Here is a 14,772-nt window from a genome sequence, read left to right as displayed (position 1 = left end):
CCGGACGCCCGCGCACGACATCGGATGCCGTGGCCGCCGCCGCTCGCTGTCGTAGGCTCGACGCATGACCGCCGCCGACCTCACCGCGATGGGCCGTGCCCTCGCGCTCGCGGCGGACGCGGCGGACGCCGCGGAGATCCCGGTCGGCGCCGTCGTGCTCGATCCCTCGGGGCGGATCGTCGCGGAGGGGCGGAACACCCGCGAGGCGACCCACGATCCGACCGGACACGCCGAGGTCGAGGCGCTGCGCGCGGCTGCGGCATCCGCGGGCACCTGGAACCTCGAGGGGCACACACTCGTCGTGACCCTGGAGCCCTGCGTCATGTGCGCCGGTGCGATCCTGCAGTCGCGCATCGCGCGCGTCGTCTTCGGCGCCTGGGACGAGAAGGCCGGAGCCGCGGGGTCGATGTACGACGTGCTGCGCGATCGGCGCCTGCCGCACCGCGCCGAGGTGATCGGCGGGGTCGAGGCGGCGGCCGCCACGGCGCTGCTGCGCGACTTCTTCGAGCAACGGCGCTGACCGCCGGGCGCCGACCCTGCACAGGCGCACAGGCGCACAGGCGCCGTGGCGCCGTGGCGCCGTGGCGCCGGACTCAGTCGGAGGACTTGAGCACGAACACGTCGGTCGACGGCTCGGGATCGATCGCGGGGCGGTAGACGTCCGGCTCGATGTAGATCACCCTGGCGATCGGCACGGCCTCGCGGATGCGGGCTTCGATCGCGTCGATGTCGTCGGCGGCCTCGCGCAGCGGCTTGTCGGCGTTGAGAGCGATCTTCGCCGCCACCATGAGCTCATCCGGACCCAGGTAGAGGGTCTTCATGTGGATGATCTTCTCGATCTCGTCGCCGGCGTTGATGGCGTCGACGATGCGGTCGTGGTCGGCGGGGGTCGCGCCCTCACCCACGAGCAGGCTCTTGGTCTCGACTCCGAGCACGATCGCGATGAGCACCAGCAGGATGCCGATCATCAGCGTCCCAAGGGCATCGAACACGGGGTTGCCGGTGATGATCGTGAGGCCGACGCCGAGCAGGGCGAAGCTGAGCCCGGTCAGCGCCCCGACGTCCTCCAGCAGCACGACCGGCAGTTCCGGCGCCTTCGCGCGCCGGACGAACGACACCCACGACTGGTCGCGGTCGCGCACGAGGTTGCTCTCCTTGACCGCGGTGCGCAGCGAGAACGACTCCAGTCCGATCGCGACCACGAGCACGACGATCGGCAGCCACCACCAGGTCTTGTCGAGCTCGTGCGGGTGGGTGAGTTTGTCGATGGCCTCGTAGATGGCGAACAGGCCGCCGACCGAGAACAGGATGATGGACACCACGAACGCGTAGACGTAGCGCTCGCGTCCGTAGCCGAAGGGGTGCGCTCTGTCGGCCTCGCGTCGGGCCTTGCGGCCGCCGAGCATGAGCAGCAGCTGATTGCCGGAGTCGGCGACCGAATGGATCGCCTCGGCGAGCATCGATGCCGAGCCGGAGAGCGCCCAGGCGAGGAACTTCGCCAGAGCGATGCCCAGATTCGCCAGGAACGCCGCGATGATCGCCTTGCCGCCACCCGATGCACTCATGCGACGAGTCTAGATCCGCTGGTCCGCGGACGCCGGAAGAGCCCGCCGTAGGATGACGACATGGCTGACTCCCTTCCCTCCCTCGCGTTCGTCGGTGCCGGTTCGATGGGAGGTGCGATCCTCCGCGGCGTGGTGGCCTCCGGCATTCCGGTGGACGGTGGCATCACCGCCACGAACCGCACGCCCGAGAAGGCGGCGGCGTTCGCCGATCTCGACGGCGTCAGGAGCATCGCGCTGTCGGAGACCGCCGACGGCAACGCCGAGGCGGTCGCCGATGCCCGGATCGTGCTGGTCGGCGTGAAGCCCGCCATGGTGCCCGATCTGCTGCGGGAGATCGCATCGCACCTGGCCGACGACGCGATCGTCGTGAGCCTCGCCGCCGGGGTCACCCTGCAGACGTTCGCCGACAACCTGGGCGCAGAGGTGCGGGTGATCCGCTCGATGCCGAACACTCCCTCGACGGTCGGCAAGGGTGTCACCGGTCTGGCCGCGGGGGCGGCGGCGTCCGCAGACGATCTCGCCCTCGTGCACCGCCTCTTCGAGACCGTGGGCGCGGTCGTCGAGGTTCCCGAGTCGCAGATCGACGCGCTCTCGACCATCTCGGGCTCGGGGCCCGCCTATGTCTACCTGCTGATCGAGGAGCTCACGAAGGCCGCTGTCGGCATGGGGTTCAGCGAGGCCGACGCCCGCCTGATGGCCGAGCAGACGTTCATCGGGGCCACCGCGCTGCTCGATGCCTCGGGGGAGGAGCCGTCCGAGCTGCGTCGTCGGGTCACCAGCCCGAAGGGCACCACCGAGCGGGCGGTCGCCGTGCTGCAGGACGCGCACCTGGACCGTACGTTCGCCGCAGCGGCCGATGCGGCCCTCGCGCGCGCACGAGAGCTCGCCGCCGGAGCCTGACGTGCGGGTGCGGTTCTCGGGGGCGATCTGGTTCTGGCGCGGTCCCGCGCCCTTCCACTTCGTCACCGTGCCGCCGGAGGAGAGCGCGATGATCGGCGAGGTGGCGAGCCTCGTCACCTACGGGTGGGGCATGATCCCGGCATCGGTGACGATCGGGGGCACCACGGTGACGACCGCGCTCTGGCCGAAGGACGGCGGCTACATCGTGCCTATCAAGAAGCTGCTGCAGGACCGCGAGAGCGTCACGATCGATGACATCGTCGACCTGACGCTCGACATCGACGCCTGACCGGCGACGACCGACGCCGAGACGCCGGGGAGCGGCTCAGCGGTCGAGGGCCGCGAAGCGCTCGATGTCGCTGTTGGTGCCCGACACGATGATGAGGTCGTGGTTGGTCACGATGGTGTTCGCCTCGGCGTAGCGGAACGGCTTGCCCGGGCTCTTCACGCCGACCACGGTGACCTTGTACTTGGTGCGCACGCCGGACTCGTTCAGGCCGACGCCGCGGATGAACTTCGGCGGGTACATCTTGGCCAGCACGAAGTCGTCGTCGAAGCGGATGAAGTCGAGCATCCGGCCGGAGACGAGGTGGGCGACACGTTCGCCGGCCTCGCGCTCGGGGTAGATGACGTGGTTCGCGCCCACGCGGGCCAGGATCTTCCCATGCGACTGCGAGACGGCCTTCGCCCAGATCTGCGGCACCTTGAGGTCGACGAGGTTGGCGGTGATCAGCACCGATGCCTCGATCGAGGATCCGACCGCGACGACCGCGACCTGGAAGTCCTGCGCGCCGATCTGGCGCAGGGCGTCGATGTTCTTGGCGTCGGCCTGCACCGTGTGGGTGACCCGGTCCGACCACTTCTGCACGAGTTCGAGGTTGTCGTCGATCGCGAGCACCTCGCGGTCGAGGCGGTCGAGCTCGCCCGCGCACGCGGCGCCGAACCGACCGAGACCGATGACGAGGACGGGAGCGTCCCCCCGGAGGACTTCAACCAACGATCGGCCTTTCCACGGGCAGTGAGTAGTACTGCGTTCGCGATGTCGCGGCGACGGCCGCGGCGAGAGTCACTGTACCAACGCGCCCCATGAAGATGGTGGTCGCGAGGACGTACGAGGCGGAATCGGGCAGCTCTGCCGTCAACCCGGTCGAGAGTCCCACGGTGCCGAAGGCCGAGATCACGTCGAAGAGCACATGGCTGATGTCGGCCTTGGTGATCTGGGAGATGATGATCGTCGACAGCGCCACGATCGTCGCGCCCCACGCCACGACGCTGAGCGCGACCCGCTGCACGTCGCTGGGGATGCGGCGGCCGAACGCCTCGACCGACTGGCGACCCTTCGCCTCCGACCAGACCGCGATGGCGAGCACGGCGAGCGTCGTCACCTTGATGCCGCCGGCGGTGGATGCCGAGCCGCCGCCGACGAACATCAGCATCGAGGCCGCGAGCAGCGACGAGCCGTTCAAGTCGTCCATCTCGATGACGTTGAAGCCGCCGGAGCGCGTCATCGCCGACAGGAAGAAGGCCTGGAAGGTCGTGTCGGCCGCGTCCATCGACCCGAAGGTCTTCGGGTTGGCGTATTCGAGCACGAGGAAGACGACGGCACCCAGCACGAACAGCAGCACGGTGGTGACGAGCGTGAGCTTGGTGTGCAGCGACCACTTCTTGACGTGCCACACGTGCTTGGCGAGCGTGTAGATCACGGGGAATCCGATGCTGCCGAGGAACACGCCGACCATGAGCAGGGAGAGCACGAGGTAGTCGTCGGCGAACACCGCGACGCCACCCGCGTTGGGGGCGAAGCCCGTGTTGGTGAACGCCATCGCGGCGAAGTACGGCGCCTCCCACAGAGCGGCGATCGGTTCGACGCCCGCCATGACGAGCGCCGGGTAGAGCAGGATCGCCAGGGCGCCTTCGATGATGAGGGCCGAGAGGGCGACGGTCGTGAGCAGCTGACCGACCTCTCCGAGTCGCACGGTCTGGCTCTCGTTCACGACGCCGCCGTGTGCGCGCATCGGATTCGTGTCGCCGGCGGCCATGAGCTTCGCGCGCAGACCGAGGCGCTTGGAGATCAGCATCCCCATCAGCGAGGCGAGCGTCAGCACGCCGAGCGCACCGATGTTCACCCCGATGAAGATCAGCACGTGGCCGAACGGAGACCAGTGGGTCGCCATGTCGACCGTCGCGAGTCCCGTGACGCAGATCGTCGACACGGCGGTGAACAGGGCGTCCGCCAGCGGGGTGACCGTGCGCGTCGCGGAGGCGATCGGCAGCGACAGCAGCACGGTGAAGACGAGGATGAGCATCGCGAAGATCACGATCGCGAAGCGCGAGGGCGACGACGTGATGATGTGCTTGCTCCACGATGCGGCGTTCTGGAGCCGCTGTCGAGGCGACGACGCCGAAACGATGCCCGACATCGCGTCCCCCTTCGTTCTCTCCGTGCGGTGCGTGGCAGCACGACGTCGTTCGCCGAGCCTTCGTCATGGTACTCCGTGCCGGGGACGACTACCCTGATCACATGACGGACATCTTCGACGTGATCGCAGACGGTACGAGGCGCGACATCCTCCAGCTTCTCCTGCGTCGCACGACCGAAGGGGATGCCGGCACCAGCGTCAGCCATATCGTCGCCGATCTGGGCATCAGCCAGCCCACGGTCTCGAAGCATCTGAAGGTGCTGCGCGAAGCCGAGCTGGTCAGCGTCCGCGAAGACGGCCAGCGCCGCTTCTACAGCCTCGCCGTCGAGCCCCTCGAGGCCGTCGACGACTGGCTGGTCCCCTTCCTCATGGACGCGTACGGGAACGACGCGCCCGACATCGAGTACCCCGGCCAGCCGCTCCCCGACGGGGCCGCGCACGCGGCCGAGGTGGTGGGCCGCGCGGTCGCGTCCGCCAAGCACGTGGTCGACTCGGCGCTCAAGCGCTTCGGCGGCTGACAGCGCTGCCGCGGACCTGCGGCGGAATGCACATCGCCCCCGACGAATCGGGGGGCTCTTCGTCAGGGGCGAGGCCGCGGGCCCCAGCCCGCGTCGACTCTGACGGTGCCATCGTGAGTCGTGATCAGAGGTTCCCAGACGAAACTGGGCGGATCCGCCATACATCCTATGTCTGGGCTGAGACGAGGACGGTCGCTGGCGATGGCCGGCCTCCGCGGGCCTCATTGATCACACGGGCCACACGGGTTTACATGCGTCCCAGATAACCCATAGAGTGTGCACAAATCCAGAAAGGGGTACGTGGGATGCCCGAGGTTCCTGATGTCCGGTTCCTGACGGTGGCCGAGGTCGCCGAGCTCATGCGCGTGTCGAAGATGACCGTCTATCGGATGGTGCACGCGGGTGAGCTGCCAGCCATCCGCTTCGGTCGCAGCTTCCGCGTTCCTGAATCCGCTGTGGCCGATGCGCTGCAGCGACCGATCGCCGACGTCGGTTGATCGGATCGAGGCCCTCCGCAGCACGCCTGCGCGTCGTCGATCGACGACGATGCATCGCGTACAGTGAAGGCGCCGCGGTTTGCTAGACTGATCCGAGGCATTTTTTCCGTGCCCGTACCCGGGTGTCCGTCACCGACGACACCCAGCCACTGACTTAGTGAGGTTTCCGTGGGTTCTGTCATCAAGAAGCGCCGCAAGCGCATGGCGAAGAAGAAGCACCGCAAGCTGCTTCGTAAGACTCGCCACCAGCGTCGCAACAAGAAGTAAAGCGACCAGACACGAGCGCCTGTCTCCGGACGGGCGCTTTGTGTCTCTACCCCCGGTTTCCCCCGCGTCGCAGGAGCATGCCATGAAGTCGATCACCGTCACCGAGCTCGCAGAGCGCTCGAACACCCCGCTCATCGATGTGCGGGAGGTGCACGAATTCGCCGCGGGCCACGTTCCCGGCGCCGTCAACATCCCGATGTCGGAGATCGGCAACCGGCTCGAGGAACTCCCCTCCGAGTCGTTCGACGTCATCTGCCAGGCCGGCGGCCGTTCGGCGCGTGTCGTCGAGGCGCTCGAGTCCCGCGGATACGACGCCACGAACGTCGAGGGCGGCACCGGCGAGTGGATCGCCCAGGGCCGCGACATCGAGATGCCCTCGGCGTGACCACGCTGACCCTCATCGGCAAGCCCGACTGCCATCTGTGCGACGTGGCCTCCGAGATCATCGATGCGGTCGTGGCCGAGCTTCCCGACGCCGCGGCTGAGCGCATCGAGGTCGTCGAGGCGTCGATCGCCGATGACCCGGCCCTTTACGCGCTGTGGTGGGAGAAGATCCCCGTCGTGCTGATCGACGGAGAGCTGCATGCGCACTGGCGTCTCTCCGCCGATCGCCTCAAGGAGTCCCTCGAAGCCGCGGTCAACGAGGACGCCCTGAAGAAGGAGCCCCGATGATCCGTCACATCGTCTCGTGGAAGCTCGCGGTCGAGGACGCCGACCTCCGCGCGGAGCAGGCCGCCGATGTCGCGCGCCGTCTGAACGCCCTCGACGGCGTGGTGCCGCAGCTGCGCGCGATCTCCGCCGGGGCGAACGTCGCCTACCCCGACACCAACTGGGACGTCACGCTCGTCGCGGACTTCGACTCGATCGCGGCGCTCGAGGAGTACCAGGTGCACCCCGCGCACGAAGAGGTCGTCGCGTACGTGCGCTCGGTCGTCGCCGCACGGGCCGCCGTCGACATCGAGATCTGAGACGGCGCCCCGGGGGCGTCGTCGGCAGAGGCAGGCGGAGGCAGGCGGAGGCACCATGGGGGAGCTCGCCTGGCAGGGCGTGACCGTGGCATGGACGACTCCGTCACGGCTCGAGGGATTCGATGCGACCGACGTCCTCGCGATGGGGCGGCGCCAGCACGACCGTCTGCTCCAGCTCGGTGGTGCGCAGCGCCAGGGGTTCCTCGCCGGTAGAGCGCTGATCCGCGACCTCCTCCGTCGCGACGACGGGGAGCGTGTCGTGGCCCTCGACAGCACCTGCGAACGATGCGGTGGGCCGCACGGCAGGCCGCGCACCGCGGGATCCTCGCTGAGCGTGACCCACGGCGATGATCTCGTCGCGGTGGCGGTGGGCCCGGCATCCGTGTCTCTGGGGGTCGACGTCGAACCCCTGACCCACGCGAGCCGTCTCGCCGAGATCGCGCCGCTCTTCCCTGCGGACGCGCCCGATCTCGCGGCCTGGACGCGCATCGAGGCGGCGGTGAAGGCCGATGGGCGCGGATTCGCGATCGACCCCGCCGAGGTGACTCTGCGCGTCCGATCGGATGCGTCGGCCCCCGGGGTGTGGTCGGCCGTCCTTCGGGATCGCAGGGACCCGATCGACGTCGTCACGCTCGGCGGTCCCACCGGCCATGCGTTGAGCCTCGCCATCGGATCGCCCCGCTGACGGGAGCTCGCCCGGTTCAGGGGAGTGCGGGCAGTGCGCGCTCGTCGATCCACGAGCGGACCAGCTCGCGTGCCTGCCAGCCGGCGAGCTCGTCGACCAGCCCGAGGAAGTCGTCGCTCGTCACCGCGAGACCGGCGAACCGACTCGTCCACTCGCGGGTGAGGGCGAAGAACAGCTCGTCGCCGACCGTCAGGCGCAGGGCGTGCAGGGTGAGCGCGCCCCGCTTGTAGACGCGGTCGTCGAACATGTCGTCCGCGCCCGGGTCCGAGAGCACGAGGTCGTGCGGGAGTGCCCGGAGCCGGGCGTGATGCTCCACGGCGTTCGCGTGCGCCGTCGCACCACCGCCTGCCTCCGACCACAGCCACTCCGAATAGCAGGCGTACCCCTCATTGAGCCAGATGTCCTGCCAGCGGGCGACTCCCACGCTGTTGCCGAACCACTGGTGCGCGAGCTCATGGGCGATCAGGCGCTCGCTGCCGCCCCTCCCGTCGATGTGGTTCGCGCCGAAGATCGCCATGCCCTGGGCTTCGAGAGGGATCTCGAGGGCATCGGGGGTGATGACCACCTTGTAGGACTCGTACGGGTAGGGGCCGAAGGCTTCGACGAACGCCGACATCATCGCCGGGAGATCGGCGAAGTCTGCTCGCACGCGTGTGGCCAGAGGGCGCGGGTGGAACAGACGTCCCGGTGTGTCCCCGAGGGCGACTCTGTCGTCGTCGTACTGGCCGATCTGCACCGTCATCAGATAGGTGGCCGTCGGCACCGGCTGCTCGAACGTCCAGCGGGTGCGACCGCGCTGCGTCGACCGGGTGGCGGCACCGCCGCTGACGACGGTGTACTCGGGGTCGGCGGTGAAGGCGAGTCGGTACGTCGCCTTGTCGGAGGGGATGTCGTTGCACGGGAACCAGGTCGGTGCGCCGGTCGGCTGCGAGGCGACGATCACGCCGTCTTCGAGCTCCTCCCAGCCGAGCAGACCCCATCGGGTGCGCCGCGGCCCCGGTGCTCCGGTGTAGTCGATCGACACGGTGACCTCCCGGCCGCTGGCACGCTCCGCCCCGAAGATCACCTTCAGCCGCCGATCGTCCTGGCGGAAGGACGCGGCGCGGTCTCCGGTCACGCGCACCTTCGTCGCCTTGAGGCCGATCAGGTCGAAGGAGATGTGCGCGGCCGACTCCTGCATCCGCAGTCGGATGGTGGCCGTGCCGACCAGACGATTGGTCGTGACACGGTAGTCGATCGCGAGGTCGTAGTGCAGCACCCCGTAGCGTCGATCGCCGCTGTGCGGGGTGTACGGGTCGACGGTCATGCGTCGGTCGCCTGGTACGAGCGCACCTTGACCGCTCGCCACGGACCGATGGGATTGCCGCTCCACCGGCTGCCGACCGGCACGAACTCACCCCGCATCACGAGCGAGGCGGGGCCGACCGTGGCATCCGCCCCGATCGTCGCCGCGGGCAGGATCACGCTGTGCGGACCCAGGGTCGCACCGTTCTCGAGGGTCACTGCGTCGATACTCATCACTCGATCATGGAACAGATGCGTCTGAACCACACATCCGCGGTTGACCGTCGCGCCGTCGCCGAGCGTCACGAGGTCGGGTTCGGGCAGCCAGTAGCTGTCGGTCCACACGCCGCGTCCGATCTTCGCGCCGAGCGAGCGCAGCCAGATCGCGAGAGCGGGCGTGCCGGCGGCGGCATTGGCGAACCAGGGGGCCGCGACCATCTCGGTGAACGTGTCGGACACCTCCGTGCGCCACACGAAGCTCGACCACAGCGGATGCTCGCCCGCGCGGATCGGCCCGACGATGAGCCATTTGGCGATCGTCGTGACGAGAGCGGCGACCGCGCCGGCCGCCAGCATCACGACGCTCGAGAGGGCGACGGCCCAGCCCAGGCCCCCGTTCTCGACGACAGCGGCCAGAGCGAGCATCACGGAGAGGCCGATCGCGCAGGTGACGAACACCGGGATGATGCGGCACGACTCCCACAGTGCACGGGCGAGGCGCAGGCTCGCGCGCGGCCGATAGGTGCGCTCGAGGTCGGAGTCGTTGACCACCCGACGAAGGCGCGCCGCCGGCGATCCCAGCCAGGACGATCCGGCCTTGGCCTTGGGGGGAGCGACCGACAGCACGGCGACCAGGCCGTCGCGCGGCACGTTGTGGCCCCCTGCGGCCATGCCCGAGTTGCCCAGGAAGGCGCGCTTGCCGATCCGCGCTCTGCGCAACCGCATCCACCCGCCCCGCAGCTCGTAGGTCGCCACCATGGTGTCATCGGCGAGGAACGCGCCGTCGGCGATCGTCGCGAGCGTCGGGATGAGGAGCACGGTCGACGCCTCGACGTCGCGACCGACGTCGGCGCCCAGTGCACGCAGCCAGATCGGGGTGACGATGCTGGAGTACAGCGGGAAGAGGAAGGTCCGGGCGGAATCGAGCAGGCGCTCGGTCGTCCATGCCTGCCAGGCGACTCGCGAACGCACCGGGTACACGCCCTCGGCGAGCCCGAGACCGAGCACGCGCACGAAGAGCAGCACCAGGCCGGCGAACACGAGACCGGCCAGCAGCACCGCGGGCACCAGCAGCGCGAGGATGCCGGGGACCGCCGCGAGCAGCGAGTCGGAGCCTCGGATGCCGAGCGCCAGGATCCCGGCCCCGGCGGCCAGCGAGATGACGGGGAGGAGGCCGAGAAGCGCCGACGAGGCCGCGTACGCCCACAGCCACCGGACCCTGGTCGGTGGGCGGTCGGGGGCGAACGGCGACGAGGTGCCACCGATCCGAGCCGCCGGGGAGCCCGCCCACCGCTGCTTCGCGCGCACGCGACCGAACACCGCCGACCCCGGGGCGATCTCCGCTCCGCGACCGATCTTCGTGCCGGGTGCGAGGGTGCTGCGCGCGCCGATGGTCGCGTCGGCGCCGATGCGGATGCCGCCGATGCGCACGGTGTCGCCGTCGATCCAATAGCCGGTGAGGTCGACTTCGGGTTCGATCGAGGCGCCGGGACCGATGTCGAGCATTCCCGTGATCGGCGGCACCGTGTGCAGGTCCACATCCCGGTGGATGCGGGCGCCGAGGGCTCGGGCGTAGTAGACGACCCAGGGGGCGCCGGCCAGTCCGACCGGATCCACCTGCTGGGCGATCTGCTCGGCGAGCCACAGCCGCAGGTGCACCCCGCCGCCGCGCGGGTAGTCGCCGGGGCGCAGCCCGGCGAGCAGAAGTCGGGCGGCGACCGCGGCGATCGTCATCTTGCCCAGCGGGGTCACGAACACGAGCAGCCCGACGATGACGGTCCACACGGGCACATCGGGCAGGAACTCGAATCCGGGCGAGAGCCGCAGTATCCAGCTCGCGGCGAGGAGGAAGAGCAGCCAGCGGATGCCGGTGAACACGAACAGCGGCAGGCCGGCGATCGTCTGCACCCACTGCATCCGCCGCGGTGTGGGAACAGGCTGACTGAAGACCCGTTCTTCGGTGTCGTCGTCGTCGGCCTCCTCGTCGACGGCATCCGCCATCTGGCGCAGCCGCGGCAGGTCGTAGACATCGGTCATCGTGAACTCGGGGGCGCGGGTGCGCAGGCGCGACACCAGCTGAGCGGCGGCGAGCGAGCCCCCGCCGAGCTGGAAGAAGTCGGCATCGTCGTCGTCCGGGCGGATGCCGAGCACGGCGAACCACTGCTCGGCGAGCCACGCGGCGGTGCCGGACAGCGAGGAGTCTCCCGCGTCGCCGGAGTCCAGCGGCCAGGGGAGTGCGGCGCGGTCGACCTTGCCCGAGGTGCGCACGGGCAGATCGTCGACGGTCGCGAGCAGCGGGATCAGCGGGGCGGGCAGCAGCGCGGCGAGCTCGGAGCGGGCGGTCTGCCGGTCGAAGCCCTCGTCCGGGACCACGTAGCCGACGAGGAGAGGAAGGCCGGCATCGGTCTTCTGCACGACCACGGCGGCGGCGGACACCGAGGTGAGGGCCTGCAGTGCGGTCTCGACCTCGCCCAGCTCGATGCGGCGGCCGCCGATCTTGACCTGGTCGTCGGCGCGGCCCTGGAAGATCAGTCCTTCGGGCTCCATGCGGACCACGTCGCCGGAGCGGTAGGCCCGCTCCCACCCGAGTGTCGGCATGGGCGCGTACTTCTCGGCATCCTTGGCGGGATCGAGATAGCGCGCCAGCCCGACACCCCCGATGATGAGCTCGCCCGCCTCGCCGTCGGCGACCCGATGCCCCTCGGCGTCGACGACGGCCAGCGACCAGCCGTCGAGCGGCAGACCGATGCGCACGGGGCCGATGCCGTCCATGAGAGACGCGCAGGCGACGACCGTGGCCTCGGTCGGCCCGTACGTGTTCCACACCTCGCGCCCTTCGGAGGCCAGCCGCGCCACCAGCTCGGGAGGGCACGCCTCGCCGCCGAAGATCAGCAGCCGCACGTTCTCGATCGCGTCCTGCGGCCAGAGCGCCGCGAGGGTCGGCACCGTCGACACGACCGTGATGCCGTGGCCGAGCAGCCAGGGACCGAGGTCCTCGCCGGAGCGCACGAGCGCCCGGGGCGCCGGCACGAGGCAGGCGCCGTGCCCCCAGGCCAGCCACATCTCCTCGCACGACGCGTCGAACGCGACCGACAGCCCCGCCAGTACGCGGTCGCCCGGCCCGAGCGGTGCCTCCTGCAGGAAGAGGCGCGCCTCGGCGTCGACGAAGGCCGCGGCCGATCGATGAGAGACCGCCACACCCTTGGGCACCCCGGTCGAACCCGAGGTGAAGATGATCCAGGCGTCGTCCTCGGTGGTCGGCGGGGCGACGACCGGGATCGCGGAGGTGCTGGGGTGCGGAGACCCGCTGGCGAACAGCGCGGCGGATTCGACGCCCTCGGCAGGGCGATAGCCCGCATCGGTGATCGTGCCGGCGATGCCCGCCTCCCGGAACACGAGGTCCGCGCGCTCCTGCGGGTCATCGGCGTCGACCGGAACGTAGGCGGCGCCGGCCGCCATCGTGCCGAGGATCGCGATGTACAGCTCGCGGCGCCCCGACGTCATCCGGATGCCGACCCGGTCGCCCTGCCGCACCCCGTTCTCGTGGAGCATGGCCGCCGTGCGCCACACCCGCGCGAGCAGCTCGGCATAGCTGAGCGCGCCGTCGCCGTCTTCGACCGCGGAGGCATCGGGATACCGCGCCGTCGTGTCGCGCAGGACGTCGATCAGTGTGCGGGGGAGCGGTGCGTATGCGCCGCGATCGAGCGCCTCCTGCACGTCAGTGCGCAAGGAGATCGAGCAGCGCGGCCTTGGTCAGGCGCGAGTATCCGGTGCGGCCCTGAGCGCGCGCCAGCGCGCGGAGTTCGACGACTGTCCGCGCGCTCAGGTCGTGCGCGGCGGCGTTCTCGGTCGGCGTCTGCGGGGCCGGCGACACGGGGGCGGATGCGGCGGGTGCCGACTCCACGGGGGCGGATGCGGCGGGTGCCGACTCCACGGGGGCGGATGCGGCGGGTGCCTTCTTCTCGGGAGTCGCCTTCTTCGCGGGGGCCGCCGACTTCTTGGGCGCCGCCTTCTTCGCGGGCGTTTTCTTGTCGGGAGCTTTCGTCTTCTCGTTCTTCTTCACGGGCGCCGCCTTCGCCTCGGCAGCGGCGTGCAGCTTCGCACTCGCCTTCTGCAGTCGCTCCGTCGCGGCGACGGCGGACTTCGCGACCTTCTTCGGCCGGTCGGCGACCTTCTTCTTCGAGACCTTGGAGGCGTCCTTCGCGTCCTCGACGAGAGGCTTGAGCTTCTTCGCCGACTTTCCCGGCAGGTTCTTGATCAGCTTCTTGGCGTCTTTCGCGGCACGTGCGGCGGCATCGATGGCCGCCTCGGCGTCGCGGCGGGCTGCGGTCTTCTTGGCTATGATCGGGTCTCCTCGGAATCCGGAGCACAGAGGCTCACGCGTTCGGCACAGAGGATACTCAGGCAAGGTGAACAATCGGTGCTGCAGGTACCGCGATCGGCGTCGCGATCCGAGCTGTAACACGGCCGTCATATTCGGTCACACTTGCAACACAAATGTGATCCGCAGAACACTGCCCGGGGCGGGCTCGGCAGGAGCGCGCGTGTTTAGATGTTCTCCTACCCGCCCGTGAGCAACACACCCCTCACTTTTCAGGAGCTGACATGCAGCGTCGCAACATCATCGCCGGGATCGCGCTCGCCGCGACCGCCACCATCGCCCTTGCCGGTTGTGCGGGCGGCGCAGGAAGCGGCGGATCCGGTGAGCCGGCGGCGGGTGACGAGTACGACCTCGTCGAGGCCGGCACGCTCACGGTCTGCTCCGACATCCCGTACGCGCCCTTCGAGTTCGAGGGCGGCGACAACGGCACCGGGTACACGGGCTTCGACATCGACCTGCTCGACGCGATCGCGAAGGAGCTCGACCTCAAGCTGTCGGTGCAGGACGTCGGCTTCGACGCGCTGCAGTCCGGCACCACGCTCGCGGCCGGCACCTGCGATGTCGGGGCGTCGGCGATGACGATCACCGACGAGCGCAAGGCGAACATCGACTTCTCCGAGCCGTACTACGAGTCGCTGCAGTCGCTGCTCGTGCGCACCGACTCCGGCATCGAGTCGATCGACGACCTGTCGGGCAAGAACGTGGGCGTGCAGCAGGGCACGACCGGTGAGGCGTACGCGACCGAGAACGCCACAGGCGCGGAACTCGTGCAGTACCCCTCGGACGGAGAGCTGTGGCCGGCGATGCAGGCGGGTCAGATCGACGCCATCCTGCAGGACCAGCCGGTGAACCTCGAGCACGAGAAGGCCGACAACGCCTACAAGATCGTCGAGGAGTACGAGACGGGCGAGTCCTACGGCTTCGCGTTCGCGAAGGGCGAGAAGGACAAGCTGCGCGAGGCGATCGACGGTGCGCTGCAGGATCTGCGCGACAGCGGCGACTACCAGACCATCTACGACACCTACTTCACCGCGAAGTAATCGGCGAGCGACGTAGAGCAGGGAGACC

General features: G+C 69.5%; 17 protein-coding genes. 11 read left to right on the top strand and 6 right to left on the bottom strand.

Annotated features, from left to right (window positions below; all coding sequences use genetic code 11):
* Positions 1-64: 64 nt before the first annotated feature.
* The gene (tadA, locus tag ASD43_RS01300; protein WP_056412541.1) at positions 65-520 is read left to right on the top strand and encodes a tRNA adenosine(34) deaminase TadA; all 456 of its coding nucleotides are present in this window, start codon (positions 65-67) and stop codon (positions 518-520) included.
* 73 nt (positions 521-593) lie between these two features.
* Here the strand turns inward: tadA and ASD43_RS01295 are convergent, their stop codons facing one another.
* Entirely contained in the window at positions 594-1,565 is a 972-nt protein-coding gene (locus ASD43_RS01295; protein ID WP_056412538.1) for a cation diffusion facilitator family transporter, read from the bottom strand.
* A gap of 60 nt (positions 1,566-1,625) precedes the next feature.
* On the opposite strand from ASD43_RS01295, the gene proC reads away from it, so the two are divergent.
* Positions 1,626-2,465 carry a pyrroline-5-carboxylate reductase gene (gene proC, locus ASD43_RS01290; protein ID WP_056412535.1) on the top strand — a complete coding sequence of 280 codons (840 nt, stop codon included), beginning with the start codon at positions 1,626-1,628 and terminating at the stop codon, positions 2,463-2,465.
* 1 nt (position 2,466) lies between these two features.
* On the top strand, positions 2,467-2,754 hold the full coding sequence (locus ASD43_RS01285; RefSeq protein WP_056412532.1) for a DUF1905 domain-containing protein: 288 nt from the start codon (positions 2,467-2,469) through the stop codon (positions 2,752-2,754).
* A 36-nt stretch (positions 2,755-2,790) separates the two neighbouring features.
* Here ASD43_RS01285 and ASD43_RS01280 read toward each other — a convergent pair whose 3' ends face one another.
* Together ASD43_RS01280 and ASD43_RS01275 are read right to left on the bottom strand one after the other, a co-directional pair.
* Complete coding sequence (locus ASD43_RS01280; RefSeq protein WP_045254746.1) at positions 2,791-3,462, bottom strand: potassium channel family protein; 672 nt, start codon at positions 3,460-3,462, stop codon at positions 2,791-2,793.
* Positions 3,455-4,885: a TrkH family potassium uptake protein gene (locus ASD43_RS01275; RefSeq protein WP_045254745.1), complete on the bottom strand. Its 1,431-nt coding sequence runs from the start codon at positions 4,883-4,885 to the stop codon at positions 3,455-3,457. Before ASD43_RS01275 ends, ASD43_RS01280 begins: the two co-directional genes overlap by 8 nt.
* 101 nt (positions 4,886-4,986) lie before the next feature.
* Between ASD43_RS01275 and ASD43_RS01270 the strand changes: the two genes are divergently transcribed.
* From ASD43_RS01270 to ASD43_RS01245, 7 genes are all read left to right on the top strand, one after another.
* Positions 4,987-5,403, top strand: coding sequence for an ArsR/SmtB family transcription factor (locus tag ASD43_RS01270; RefSeq protein ID WP_056412530.1), 417 nt, complete (start codon positions 4,987-4,989; stop codon positions 5,401-5,403).
* Positions 5,404-5,708: 305 nt separating this feature from the next.
* The gene (locus ASD43_RS01265) at positions 5,709-5,900 is read left to right on the top strand and encodes a helix-turn-helix domain-containing protein (protein ID WP_042538977.1); all 192 of its coding nucleotides are present in this window, start codon (positions 5,709-5,711) and stop codon (positions 5,898-5,900) included.
* Positions 5,901-6,068: 168 nt separating this feature from the next.
* A complete protein-coding gene (locus tag ASD43_RS16840) occupies positions 6,069-6,167 on the top strand; it encodes a 30S ribosomal protein bS22 (RefSeq protein ID WP_003792170.1) in 99 nt (32 codons plus the stop codon).
* Between the two features lie 82 nt (positions 6,168-6,249).
* The gene (locus ASD43_RS01260) at positions 6,250-6,552 is read left to right on the top strand and encodes a rhodanese-like domain-containing protein (RefSeq protein WP_056412525.1); all 303 of its coding nucleotides are present in this window, start codon (positions 6,250-6,252) and stop codon (positions 6,550-6,552) included.
* Positions 6,549-6,839 carry a glutaredoxin family protein gene (locus ASD43_RS01255; RefSeq protein ID WP_056412522.1) on the top strand — a complete coding sequence of 97 codons (291 nt, stop codon included), beginning with the start codon at positions 6,549-6,551 and terminating at the stop codon, positions 6,837-6,839. Before ASD43_RS01260 ends, ASD43_RS01255 begins: the two co-directional genes overlap by 4 nt.
* Positions 6,836-7,135, top strand: a complete 300-nt coding sequence (locus ASD43_RS01250; RefSeq protein WP_056412519.1) for a Dabb family protein — start codon at positions 6,836-6,838, stop codon at positions 7,133-7,135. The genes ASD43_RS01255 and ASD43_RS01250 overlap by 4 nt, the downstream gene beginning before the upstream one ends.
* Before the next feature lie 55 nt (positions 7,136-7,190).
* Positions 7,191-7,820, top strand: coding sequence for a 4'-phosphopantetheinyl transferase family protein (locus tag ASD43_RS01245; RefSeq protein ID WP_056412516.1), 630 nt, complete (start codon positions 7,191-7,193; stop codon positions 7,818-7,820).
* Positions 7,821-7,836: 16 nt separating this feature from the next.
* Here the strand turns inward: ASD43_RS01245 and ASD43_RS01240 are convergent, their stop codons facing one another.
* Genes ASD43_RS01240 through ASD43_RS01230 form a run of 3 tightly spaced genes read right to left on the bottom strand, consistent with a single transcriptional unit; the run spans position 7,837 to position 13,731 of the window.
* Positions 7,837-9,126, bottom strand: coding sequence for a M1 family metallopeptidase (locus ASD43_RS01240; RefSeq protein WP_056412513.1), 1,290 nt, complete (start codon positions 9,124-9,126; stop codon positions 7,837-7,839).
* Complete coding sequence (locus ASD43_RS01235) at positions 9,123-13,052, bottom strand: Pls/PosA family non-ribosomal peptide synthetase (protein ID WP_235563989.1); 3,930 nt, start codon at positions 13,050-13,052, stop codon at positions 9,123-9,125. Before ASD43_RS01235 ends, ASD43_RS01240 begins: the two co-directional genes overlap by 4 nt.
* Positions 13,042-13,731 (bottom strand): hypothetical protein, encoded by a 690-nt coding sequence (locus tag ASD43_RS01230; RefSeq protein ID WP_157550672.1) that lies wholly within the window; start codon positions 13,729-13,731, stop codon positions 13,042-13,044. Before ASD43_RS01230 ends, ASD43_RS01235 begins: the two co-directional genes overlap by 11 nt.
* Positions 13,732-13,928: 197 nt before the next feature.
* Between ASD43_RS01230 and ASD43_RS01225 the strand changes: the two genes are divergently transcribed.
* Positions 13,929-14,744, top strand: a complete 816-nt coding sequence (locus ASD43_RS01225; protein WP_056412504.1) for a transporter substrate-binding domain-containing protein — start codon at positions 13,929-13,931, stop codon at positions 14,742-14,744.
* Positions 14,745-14,772: the final 28 nt, after the last annotated feature.

Origin of the sequence: Microbacterium sp. Root553 (genome assembly GCF_001426995.1) — a bacterium.
GTDB lineage: Bacteria > Actinomycetota > Actinomycetes > Actinomycetales > Microbacteriaceae > Microbacterium.
The sequence above is the reverse complement of the archived record's forward strand: the minus strand, read 5'-3'. Positions and strand labels throughout refer to the sequence as shown.